14 protein-coding genes are annotated in these 9,960 nt (G+C 73.4%); 7 read left to right on the forward strand and 7 right to left on the reverse strand.

Annotated features, from left to right (window positions below; genetic code table 11):
- Window positions 1-89 precede the first annotated feature (89 nt).
- On the reverse strand, window positions 90-1,490 hold the full coding sequence (locus ACWGKI_RS19655) for an FAD-binding oxidoreductase (RefSeq protein WP_452189269.1): 1,401 nt from the start codon (window positions 1,488-1,490) through the stop codon (window positions 90-92).
- Between the two features lie 238 nt (window positions 1,491-1,728).
- Between ACWGKI_RS19655 and soxR (ACWGKI_RS19660) the strand changes: the two genes are divergently transcribed.
- The 6 genes from soxR (ACWGKI_RS19660) to nusB (ACWGKI_RS19685) all read left to right on the forward strand — a co-directional run bounded on the left by soxR (ACWGKI_RS19660) (window position 1,729) and on the right by nusB (ACWGKI_RS19685) (window position 4,938).
- A complete protein-coding gene (soxR, locus tag ACWGKI_RS19660; RefSeq protein ID WP_452189271.1) occupies window positions 1,729-2,223 on the forward strand; it encodes a redox-sensitive transcriptional activator SoxR in 495 nt (164 codons plus the stop codon).
- 52 nt (window positions 2,224-2,275) lie between these two features.
- On the forward strand, window positions 2,276-2,722 hold the full coding sequence (locus ACWGKI_RS19665) for a type II 3-dehydroquinate dehydratase (protein ID WP_380243831.1): 447 nt from the start codon (window positions 2,276-2,278) through the stop codon (window positions 2,720-2,722).
- Window positions 2,723-2,806: 84 nt separating this feature from the next.
- A complete protein-coding gene (locus ACWGKI_RS19670; protein WP_452189273.1) occupies window positions 2,807-3,499 on the forward strand; it encodes a SatD family protein in 693 nt (230 codons plus the stop codon).
- Window positions 3,496-3,873: a hypothetical protein gene (locus ACWGKI_RS19675; protein WP_380245651.1), complete on the forward strand. Its 378-nt coding sequence runs from the start codon at window positions 3,496-3,498 to the stop codon at window positions 3,871-3,873. Before ACWGKI_RS19670 ends, ACWGKI_RS19675 begins: the two co-directional genes overlap by 4 nt.
- A gap of 69 nt (window positions 3,874-3,942) precedes the next feature.
- On the forward strand, window positions 3,943-4,506 hold the full coding sequence (gene efp / locus ACWGKI_RS19680) for an elongation factor P (protein WP_380245649.1): 564 nt from the start codon (window positions 3,943-3,945) through the stop codon (window positions 4,504-4,506).
- Window positions 4,507-4,521: 15 nt separating this feature from the next.
- On the forward strand, window positions 4,522-4,938 hold the full coding sequence (gene nusB, locus ACWGKI_RS19685; protein WP_380245647.1) for a transcription antitermination factor NusB: 417 nt from the start codon (window positions 4,522-4,524) through the stop codon (window positions 4,936-4,938).
- 84 nt (window positions 4,939-5,022) lie between these two features.
- On the opposite strand, the gene nusB (ACWGKI_RS19690) is transcribed toward nusB (ACWGKI_RS19685), so the two are convergent.
- The 6 genes from nusB (ACWGKI_RS19690) to soxR (ACWGKI_RS19715) form a co-directional block, all read right to left on the reverse strand.
- Window positions 5,023-5,439, reverse strand: a complete 417-nt coding sequence (nusB, locus tag ACWGKI_RS19690) for a transcription antitermination factor NusB (protein WP_380245647.1) — start codon at window positions 5,437-5,439, stop codon at window positions 5,023-5,025.
- A gap of 15 nt (window positions 5,440-5,454) precedes the next feature.
- Complete coding sequence (gene efp / locus ACWGKI_RS19695) at window positions 5,455-6,018, reverse strand: elongation factor P (protein WP_380245649.1); 564 nt, start codon at window positions 6,016-6,018, stop codon at window positions 5,455-5,457.
- A gap of 69 nt (window positions 6,019-6,087) precedes the next feature.
- Window positions 6,088-6,465, reverse strand: a complete 378-nt coding sequence (locus tag ACWGKI_RS19700) for a hypothetical protein (protein ID WP_380245651.1) — start codon at window positions 6,463-6,465, stop codon at window positions 6,088-6,090.
- Complete coding sequence (locus ACWGKI_RS19705) at window positions 6,462-7,154, reverse strand: SatD family protein (protein WP_452189273.1); 693 nt, start codon at window positions 7,152-7,154, stop codon at window positions 6,462-6,464. Before ACWGKI_RS19705 ends, ACWGKI_RS19700 begins: the two co-directional genes overlap by 4 nt.
- Before the next feature lie 84 nt (window positions 7,155-7,238).
- A complete protein-coding gene (locus tag ACWGKI_RS19710) occupies window positions 7,239-7,685 on the reverse strand; it encodes a type II 3-dehydroquinate dehydratase (protein WP_380243831.1) in 447 nt (148 codons plus the stop codon).
- A gap of 52 nt (window positions 7,686-7,737) precedes the next feature.
- Window positions 7,738-8,232 (reverse strand): redox-sensitive transcriptional activator SoxR, encoded by a 495-nt coding sequence (gene soxR / locus ACWGKI_RS19715; protein ID WP_452189271.1) that lies wholly within the window; start codon window positions 8,230-8,232, stop codon window positions 7,738-7,740.
- A gap of 238 nt (window positions 8,233-8,470) precedes the next feature.
- Here soxR (ACWGKI_RS19715) and ACWGKI_RS19720 point away from each other — a divergent pair, with 238 nt between their 5' ends.
- Window positions 8,471-9,871 (forward strand): FAD-binding oxidoreductase, encoded by a 1,401-nt coding sequence (locus tag ACWGKI_RS19720; RefSeq protein WP_452189269.1) that lies wholly within the window; start codon window positions 8,471-8,473, stop codon window positions 9,869-9,871.
- Window positions 9,872-9,960: the final 89 nt, after the last annotated feature.

A 9,960-nucleotide genomic window follows, 5' to 3' on the forward strand; every position in this document is an offset into this window, starting at 1 on the left:
CGAGTTCTACAACACCCGACGCCGCCACCAAGCCCTCGGCGGCCTCCCACCGACCAGCCGGCTGTAACCAACGTCGTGACCGGGTACACCTAGGCCGGGGGCACGTTGACGTTGCCCCGGAAGAGGTTCTGCGGGTCGTAGTGCCGCTTGATCTGCCGGAGCCGCTCCCACGTCGCACCGGGGTACGCGGCCCGGGCAGTGTCGATCCCGCCGTCGAGAGCGAAGTTCACGTAGGCGCCGTCGGCCTGCCGCAGCCGGCCGGCGAGCGCGTCGACCCACGACGCGTAGCCGCGGGCCGTCGCCGCGTCGGGCCCCACGGCCGCGACGTTGCCGACCACCCGTGCGGCGCGGTGCGCGTACGCCGTCGCGTCGGACGGGACGGCGGCCACCGCGCCGCCGAGCACGCGCAGCTGCGCGGCGCGCATCATCGCGTCGGACGACGCGAGCTGTTCCACGAGGTGCGCGGCCGCGGCCTCGTCGACGCCGTCGGCGAAGAACGTCCGGCCGGTCGCGACCATCGGGCCGCCCGCGGGGCCGCCCTCGAGCAGGCTCGGGTACGCGGCGGGCCGCAGGCCGTCCAGCAGCGCGCCGCCGGCCCGCGCGGCGACGTCGCGCAGCGGGGCGAGGGCTTCCTCGGCGTCGTCGAGGGGGCCCGACCAGCAGGCGTTCGCCATGACGACGAGGCGCCCGTGCCACTCGGCGGGGATCATCGGCATCGGTGGGGCCGGCATCACCATGACGATGGCCGTGAGACCCGCCGGGGCGGCGTCGGCCGCTGCGACGACGCCCGCGACGCTCTCGGGGGTCGCCGGCATGAGCAGCACGCCGCCGGTCACCTGGGAGACCTCGTGCAGGGCGAACCGGAACCGCGTGACGACGCCGAAGTTGCCTCCGCCGCCACGCAGCGCCCAGAACAGCTCCGGCTCGTGCTCGGCGTCCGTGTGGACCACCTCGCCGTCGGCGGTGACCACCTCCGCACCCACCAGGCTGTCGATCGTCATGCCGAGCGACCGGGACAGGAGCCCGACGCCGCCGCCGAGCGTGATCCCGCCGACGCCCACCGTGCCGGTGTCACCGAACGGTGTCGCGAGGCCGTGCTCGCCCGCAGCGCGCGAGTAGGCACCGGCGGTGATCCCGCCGCCTGCCCACGCCGTGCGTCCCTCGACGTCGAGCTCGAGGTGGTCGAGCGCCCGCAGGTCGAGGGTGACGGCCCCGTCGCCCGCGCCCAGGCCGTAGACCGAGTGGCCGCCCGAGCGGACCGAGACGTGCGCGCCGGCGTCACGCGCGAAGCGCACCGCGCGGGCCACGTCGGCCGTGTCGGCCGGGCGCACGATCGCGGCCGGCCGATGCTCCACGCCACCGGGCTCGATGCGGCGGGCTGCGGCGTAGCCCTCGTCGTCCGGCGAGACGACGAGCGAGTCGGCGCCGAGCGCCGTGCGCAGCGCGTCGGCCGAGACGGGGGAGGTGGGCGAGGCGGAGGGGACGGACATCAGGGCTCCCGGGGGCAGTGGGCGGGTGGTCGGACCGACCTGGCGGTCCGACGCTGCGGACGTGCGGGACGCGCGCACCGGTGGTGACCGTCCTGGGACGGAATCCTCATCGGCAGCGTCTCGCACGTCTGACGGGATGGCTGGGGAGGACGTGACCGCCTCCCTCGTCCCCATGCTCGGACCTGAACTAGGGTTGAGGTCAACGGGGAAGCTACGAACGGTGCCGGGAGGTGCGGGCGTGCCGGGTCAGGTCGTCGAGAAGGTCCCGTGGGACCACGTCGAGCTGTCGGTCGGAGAGGTCGCCGCCCGCAGCGGGGTCACGGTGTCCGCCCTGCACTTCTACGAGCGCCAGGGCCTGATCTCCAGCCGCCGGACCACGGGCAACCAGCGGCGCTACCGCCGCGACGTCCTGCGCCGGGTGGCGTTCATCCGGGTCTCGCAGCGGGTCGGCATCCCCCTCGCGCGGATCGGCGCCGCCCTGGACACCCTGCCCGCCGACCGCGCGCCTAACGTGCGCGACTGGGAGCGGCTGTCCACGGCGTGGCGGGCCGACCTGGACGTGCGCATCGAGCAGCTGGAGCACCTGCGGGACGATCTCACCGACTGCATCGGGTGCGGCTGCCTCTCGCTCAGCCGGTGCGTGCTGGCGAACCCGCACGACGCGCTCGGCGACGACGGCCCCGGTCCCCGCCGGCTCCTGGTGGCGCCGGCGGCGGACGACGACGGCCCCTGAGCGGGGCGGACGGCCGGGACACGCGGGTGACCGCCGCCGTACCCTCGGGGCCATGACACACGTCCTCGTCCTCAACGGTCCCAACCTCGGCCGGCTCGGCGTGCGCGAGCCGGAGATCTACGGTCACGCGTCCATGACGGACCTGGAGCGTGAGGCCGCGACGTGGGGGAGCGACCTGGGCGTCACGGTCGAGGTACGGCAGACGGACGACGAGGCCCGGCTGGTGGGGTGGCTGCACGAGGCGGTGGACTCGCGGGCCCACGTGGTGCTCAACCCGGCGGCGTTCACCCACTACAGCTATGCGCTGCGCGACGCGGCCGCCCAGGTCACCTCCTCGGGCCTGCTGCTGGTGGAGGTGCACCTGTCGAACCCGGCCTCGAGGGAGTCGTTCCGGCACTACTCGGTCGTGGCGGGCATCGCCACCGGGACGGTCGCGGGCTTCGGCTTCGACTCCTATCGTCTGGCGCTGTCCGCGCTGGCCCACAAGCTTCAGGGCTGAATTCCGCGTTCTCAAGCCCGTGGACTAGAGGCGAATCAGGCCTAGAGCCTTGATCTCATGCAAACAAGCGCCTAGCCTTGATTGATGATCGTGGTGACAGCTGACCAGCGGGGGAGCACCGGGGCGCCGGACCGTGTGCCGGAGGCCCTCGCGCTCGTCGCGTCCCGAGCCGGACGCGGGACAGGTGTCGTCCTGCCCTTCGACCGCACCGTGGGGGACGAGATCCAGGGGGTCCTCGCGGCCGACGACGACGGTGCCGCGCTGGCGGTCGACATCGTGCTCGACCTCGTGCGCGATGGCGGCTGGTCCGTCGGGGTCGGGCTCGGCGCCGTGGACCGTCCGCTGCCCGCGGCGTCGCGCGCCGCCTCCGGCCCGGCGTTCGTCCGGGCGCGCGCGGCCGTGGAGCGTGCGAAGCGCCGGGGCCGGGGGAGCGTCCCGCTCGCCGTCGTGGGCGAGGACGAGGAGCCGCGCGCCACGATCGCCGCCGACGCGCAGGCGCTGCTGCACCTGCTGGGCGCGGTCGTGGCGCGCCGGTCCGCCGCCGGGTGGGAGGCGGTCGATACCCTCGTCGCGCAGCGGGGTCCGGCTCCGCAGCGGGCGTCGGCGCAGGTGCTCGGCGTGAGCGAGCAGGCGGTGAGCCAGCGGTTGCGGGCGGCGCTGTGGGCGGAGGAGGCCGCCGCCCGGCCGCTCGCCGCGCGCCTCCTGCGCGCGGCGGGCGCCGACGTGGCGGAGGGTCAGGGACCGACGACGGGCGACGGGGAGGAACGAGAACGGTGAGCTTCGCGATGGTGGCGGCGGCCGTCGGGGTCTGGGTCGGGACGCTGGCGGCGAGCGTCGGCGGCGGTGCCTGGCTGGTCCCATGGGTCCTGCGGCACGCCGAGGGCGAGCCGCAGGCGGCGGCCGAGGCCGTCACCGTCCTGCGCGGGGGCACCTGGATCGGGCTGCTGGAACGGCTGAGCGTCACCGGAGCGCTGCTCGCCGGCTACCCGGAGGGCGTCGCCGTGGTGGTCGCGGTCAAGGGTCTCGGCCGGTTCTCGGAGCTGCGCGAGCACCCGGTGGCGAGCGAGCGGTTCGTCGTGGGGACGCTGGCGTCGCTGGTCTGGTCGGCCGCGCTCGGGATCGCCGGACGCGCGCTCCTCGTCTCGCTGTAGAATGTTCCGGGCTCTCTGCGGCCCCGAACGTCGACTCTCCGTACCCCGACCCCGAGGACGAACAAGAACGTGGCTACCTCCAACGACATCAAGAACGGCACCGTGCTCCGTATCGACGGTCAGCTCTGGTCGATCATCGAGTTCCAGCACGTCAAGCCGGGCAAGGGTGGCGCGTTCGTGCGGACGAAGATGAAGAACGTCCTGTCCGGCAAGGTCGTCGACAAGACCTTCAACGCGGGCATCAAGATCGAGACCGCGAACGTGGACCGCCGCGACTTCCAGTACCTGTACATGGACGGTGCGGACTACGTCTTCATGGACACGGACACGTACGACCAGATCACCGTGCCGGCCGCGACCGTGGGCGACGCGAGCAACTACATGCTCGAGGGCATGAACATCATGGTCGCGTCGAACGACGGCACGCCGCTGTACGTCGAGCTGCCGTCGTCCGTGGTCCTGGAGATCACGTACACGGAGCCCGGCCTCCAGGGCGACCGCTCCACCGGCGGCACCAAGCCGGCCACGCTCGAGACGGGCGCGGAGATCCAGGTCCCGCTGTTCCTCGAGCAGGGCACCAAGGTCAAGGTCGACACGCGTGACGGGTCGTACCTGGGCCGCGTGAACGACTGACGGGCGCCTGCTGACATGGGCGCACGTACCAAGGCACGCAAGCGTGCCGTCGACATCCTCTTCGAGGCCGAGCAGCGCGGGCTGGACCCGCAGGTGCTCGTCGCGGACCGCGTGATCGAGCCGCACACCGAGGCTGCCGTCCCGCAGTACACCGTGGACCTCGTCGAGGGAGTCGTGGCGCACCGCGAGCGCATCGACGAGCTGCTGGCCACCTACTCGCAGGGCTGGACCGTGGACCGCATGCCCGCCGTCGACCGGGCGCTGCTGCGCATCGGCACGTGGGAGCTGCTCTACAACGACGACGTCCCGGACGCCGTCGCGGTGGACGAGGCCGTCGACCTCGCCGGCCAGCTCTCCACGGACGACTCGCCGTCGTTCGTCAACGGCCTCCTGGGCCGCCTCGTCGACATCAAGCCGACGCTGCTCCTCTGAGCCCTCTGCATCGCCGAACAGGCGGTTGCGCACGTATTCGGGCCCGAATACGTGCGCAACCGCCTGTTCGGCGATGCAGAGGGCTCAGAGGAGCAGCGTCGGCTTGATGTCGACGAGGCGGCCCAGGAGGCCGTTGACGAACGACGGCGAGTCGTCCGTGGAGAGCTGGCCGGCGAGGTCGACGGCCTCGTCCACCGCGACGGCGTCCGGGACGTCGTCGTTGTAGAGCAGCTCCCACGTGCCGATGCGCAGCAGCGCCCGGTCGACGGCGGGCATGCGGTCCACGGTCCAGCCCTGCGAGTAGGTGGCCAGCAGCTCGTCGATGCGCTCGCGGTGCGCCACGACTCCCTCGACGAGGTCCACGGTGTACTGCGGGACGGCAGCCTCGGTGTGCGGCTCGATCACGCGGTCCGCGACGAGCACCTGCGGGTCCAGCCCGCGCTGCTCGGCCTCGAAGAGGATGTCGACGGCACGCTTGCGTGCCTTGGTACGTGCGCCCATGTCAGCAGGCGCCCGTCAGTCGTTCACGCGGCCCAGGTACGACCCGTCACGCGTGTCGACCTTGACCTTGGTGCCCTGCTCGAGGAACAGCGGGACCTGGATCTCCGCGCCCGTCTCGAGCGTGGCCGGCTTGGTGCCGCCGGTGGAGCGGTCGCCCTGGAGGCCGGGCTCCGTGTACGTGATCTCCAGGACCACGGACGACGGCAGCTCGACGTACAGCGGCGTGCCGTCGTTCGACGCGACCATGATGTTCATGCCCTCGAGCATGTAGTTGCTCGCGTCGCCCACGGTCGCGGCCGGCACGGTGATCTGGTCGTACGTGTCCGTGTCCATGAAGACGTAGTCCGCACCGTCCATGTACAGGTACTGGAAGTCGCGGCGGTCCACGTTCGCGGTCTCGATCTTGATGCCCGCGTTGAAGGTCTTGTCGACGACCTTGCCGGACAGGACGTTCTTCATCTTCGTCCGCACGAACGCGCCACCCTTGCCCGGCTTGACGTGCTGGAACTCGATGATCGACCAGAGCTGACCGTCGATACGGAGCACGGTGCCGTTCTTGATGTCGTTGGAGGTAGCCACGTTCTTGTTCGTCCTCGGGGTCGGGGTACGGAGAGTCGACGTTCGGGGCCGCAGAGAGCCCGGAACATTCTACAGCGAGACGAGGAGCGCGCGTCCGGCGATCCCGAGCGCGGCCGACCAGACCAGCGACGCCAGCGTCCCCACGACGAACCGCTCGCTCGCCACCGGGTGCTCGCGCAGCTCCGAGAACCGGCCGAGACCCTTGACCGCGACCACCACGGCGACGCCCTCCGGGTAGCCGGCGAGCAGCGCTCCGGTGACGCTCAGCCGTTCCAGCAGCCCGATCCAGGTGCCCCCGCGCAGGACGGTGACGGCCTCGGCCGCCGCCTGCGGCTCGCCCTCGGCGTGCCGCAGGACCCATGGGACCAGCCAGGCACCGCCGCCGACGCTCGCCGCCAGCGTCCCGACCCAGACCCCGACGGCCGCCGCCACCATCGCGAAGCTCACCGTTCTCGTTCCTCCCCGTCGCCCGTCGTCGGTCCCTGACCCTCCGCCACGTCGGCGCCCGCCGCGCGCAGGAGGCGCGCGGCGAGCGGCCGGGCGGCGGCCTCCTCCGCCCACAGCGCCGCCCGCAACCGCTGGCTCACCGCCTGCTCGCTCACGCCGAGCACCTGCGCCGACGCCCGCTGCGGAGCCGGACCCCGCTGCGCGACGAGGGTATCGACCGCCTCCCACCCGGCGGCGGACCGGCGCGCCACGACCGCGCCCAGCAGGTGCAGCAGCGCCTGCGCGTCGGCGGCGATCGTGGCGCGCGGCTCCTCGTCCTCGCCCACGACGGCGAGCGGGACGCTCCCCCGGCCCCGGCGCTTCGCACGCTCCACGGCCGCGCGCGCCCGGACGAACGCCGGGCCGGAGGCGGCGCGCGACGCCGCGGGCAGCGGACGGTCCACGGCGCCGAGCCCGACCCCGACGGACCAGCCGCCATCGCGCACGAGGTCGAGCACGATGTCGACCGCCAGCGCGGCACCGTCGTCGTCGGCCGCGAGGACCCCCTGGATCTCGTCCCCCACGGTGCGGTCGAAGGGCAGGACGACACCTGTCCCGCGTCCGGCTCGGGACGCGACGAGCGCGAGGGCCTCCGGCACACGGTCCGGCGCCCCGGTGCTCCCCCGCTGGTCAGCTGTCACCACGATCATCAATCAAGGCTAGGCGCTTGTTTGCATGAGATCAAGGCTCTAGGCCTGATTCGCCTCTAGTCCACGGGCTTGAGAACGCGGAATTCAGCCCTGAAGCTTGTGGGCCAGCGCGGACAGCGCCAGACGATAGGAGTCGAAGCCGAAGCCCGCGACCGTCCCGGTGGCGATGCCCGCCACGACCGAGTAGTGCCGGAACGACTCCCTCGAGGCCGGGTTCGACAGGTGCACCTCCACCAGCAGCAGGCCCGAGGAGGTGACCTGGGCGGCCGCGTCGCGCAGCGCATAGCTGTAGTGGGTGAACGCCGCCGGGTTGAGCACCACGTGGGCCCGCGAGTCCACCGCCTCGTGCAGCCACCCCACCAGCCGGGCCTCGTCGTCCGTCTGCCGTACCTCGACCGTGACGCCCAGGTCGCTCCCCCACGTCGCGGCCTCACGCTCCAGGTCCGTCATGGACGCGTGACCGTAGATCTCCGGCTCGCGCACGCCGAGCCGGCCGAGGTTGGGACCGTTGAGGACGAGGACGTGTGTCATGGCCCCGAGGGTACGGCGGCGGTCACCCGCGTGTCCCGGCCGTCCGCCCCGCTCAGGGGCCGTCGTCGTCCGCCGCCGGCGCCACCAGGAGCCGGCGGGGACCGGGGCCGTCGTCGCCGAGCGCGTCGTGCGGGTTCGCCAGCACGCACCGGCTGAGCGAGAGGCAGCCGCACCCGATGCAGTCGGTGAGATCGTCCCGCAGGTGCTCCAGCTGCTCGATGCGCACGTCCAGGTCGGCCCGCCACGCCGTGGACAGCCGCTCCCAGTCGCGCACGTTAGGCGCGCGGTCGGCGGGCAGGGTGTCCAGGGCGGCGCCGATCCGCGCGAGGGGGATGCCGACCCGCTGCGAGACCCGGATGAACGCCACCCGGCGCAGGACGTCGCGGCGGTAGCGCCGCTGGTTGCCCGTGGTCCGGCGGCTGGAGATCAGGCCCTGGCGCTCGTAGAAGTGCAGGGCGGACACCGTGACCCCGCTGCGGGCGGCGACCTCTCCGACCGACAGCTCGACGTGGTCCCACGGGACCTTCTCGACGACCTGACCCGGCACGCCCGCACCTCCCGGCACCGTTCGTAGCTTCCCCGTTGACCTCAACCCTAGTTCAGGTCCGAGCATGGGGACGAGGGAGGCGGTCACGTCCTCCCCAGCCATCCCGTCAGACGTGCGAGACGCTGCCGATGAGGATTCCGTCCCAGGACGGTCACCACCGGTGCGCGCGTCCCGCACGTCCGCAGCGTCGGACCGCCAGGTCGGTCCGACCACCCGCCCACTGCCCCCGGGAGCCCTGATGTCCGTCCCCTCCGCCTCGCCCACCTCCCCCGTCTCGGCCGACGCGCTGCGCACGGCGCTCGGCGCCGACTCGCTCGTCGTCTCGCCGGACGACGAGGGCTACGCCGCAGCCCGCCGCATCGAGCCCGGTGGCGTGGAGCATCGGCCGGCCGCGATCGTGCGCCCGGCCGACACGGCCGACGTGGCCCGCGCGGTGCGCTTCGCGCGTGACGCCGGCGCGCACGTCTCGGTCCGCTCGGGCGGCCACTCGGTCTACGGCCTGGGCGCGGGCGACGGGGCCGTCACCCTCGACCTGCGGGCGCTCGACCACCTCGAGCTCGACGTCGAGGGACGCACGGCGTGGGCAGGCGGCGGGATCACCGCCGGTGCCTACTCGCGCGCTGCGGGCGAGCACGGCCTCGCGACACCGTTCGGTGACACCGGCACGGTGGGCGTCGGCGGGATCACGCTCGGCGGCGGCGTCGGGCTCCTGTCCCGGTCGCTCGGCATGACGATCGACAGCCTGGTGGGTGCGGAGGTGGTCACCGCCGACGGCGAGGTGGTCCACACGGACGCCGAGCACGAGCCGGAGCTGTTCTGGGCGCTGCGTGGCGGCGGAGGCAACTTCGGCGTCGTCACGCGGTTCCGGTTCGCCCTGCACGAGGTCTCCCAGGTGACCGGCGGCGTGCTGCTCATGCCGGCGACCCCCGAGAGCGTCGCGGGCGTCGTCGCAGCGGCCGACGCCGCCCCGGCGGGTCTCACGGCCATCGTCATGGTGATGCCGGCCCCACCGATGCCGATGATCCCCGCCGAGTGGCACGGGCGCCTCGTCGTCATGGCGAACGCCTGCTGGTCGGGCCCCCTCGACGACGCCGAGGAAGCCCTCGCCCCGCTGCGCGACGTCGCCGCGCGGGCCGGCGGCGCGCTGCTGGACGGCCTGCGGCCCGCCGCGTACCCGAGCCTGCTCGAGGGCGGCCCCGCGGGCGGCCCGATGGTCGCGACCGGCCGGACGTTCTTCGCCGACGGCGTCGACGAGGCCGCGGCCGCGCACCTCGTGGAACAGCTCGCGTCGTCCGACGCGATGATGCGCGCCGCGCAGCTGCGCGTGCTCGGCGGCGCGGTGGCCGCCGTCCCGTCCGACGCGACGGCGTACGCGCACCGCGCCGCACGGGTGGTCGGCAACGTCGCGGCCGTGGGGCCCGACGCGGCGACGGCCCGCGGCTACGCGTCGTGGGTCGACGCGCTCGCCGGCCGGCTGCGGCAGGCCGACGGCGCCTACGTGAACTTCGCTCTCGACGGCGGGATCGACACTGCCCGGGCCGCGTACCCCGGTGCGACGTGGGAGCGGCTCCGGCAGATCAAGCGGCACTACGACCCGCAGAACCTCTTCCGGGGCAACGTCAACGTGCCCCCGGCCTAGGTGTACCCGGTCACGACGTTGGTTACAGCCGGCTGGTCGGTGGGAGGCCGCCGAGGGCTTGGTGGCGGCGTCGGGTGTTGTAGAACTCG

The organism is Isoptericola sp. NPDC055881 (assembly GCF_053615895.1).

What these genes read in the sequence shown, in the direction of transcription:
- nusB (WP_380245647.1), bottom strand. Translation starts at nt 5,439, where the DNA reads ATGGGCGCACGTACCAAGGCACGCAAGCGTGCCGTCGACATCCTCTTC.
- ACWGKI_RS19720 (WP_452189269.1), top strand. Translation starts at nt 8,471, where the DNA reads ATGTCCGTCCCCTCCGCCTCGCCCACCTCCCCCGTCTCGGCCGACGCG.
- ACWGKI_RS19670 (WP_452189273.1), top strand. Translation starts at nt 2,807, where the DNA reads ATGATCGTGGTGACAGCTGACCAGCGGGGGAGCACCGGGGCGCCGGAC.
- ACWGKI_RS19705 (WP_452189273.1), bottom strand. Translation starts at nt 7,154, where the DNA reads ATGATCGTGGTGACAGCTGACCAGCGGGGGAGCACCGGGGCGCCGGAC.
- nusB (WP_380245647.1), top strand. Translation starts at nt 4,522, where the DNA reads ATGGGCGCACGTACCAAGGCACGCAAGCGTGCCGTCGACATCCTCTTC.
- ACWGKI_RS19655 (WP_452189269.1), bottom strand. Translation starts at nt 1,490, where the DNA reads ATGTCCGTCCCCTCCGCCTCGCCCACCTCCCCCGTCTCGGCCGACGCG.
- ACWGKI_RS19665 (WP_380243831.1), top strand. Translation starts at nt 2,276, where the DNA reads ATGACACACGTCCTCGTCCTCAACGGTCCCAACCTCGGCCGGCTCGGC.
- ACWGKI_RS19710 (WP_380243831.1), bottom strand. Translation starts at nt 7,685, where the DNA reads ATGACACACGTCCTCGTCCTCAACGGTCCCAACCTCGGCCGGCTCGGC.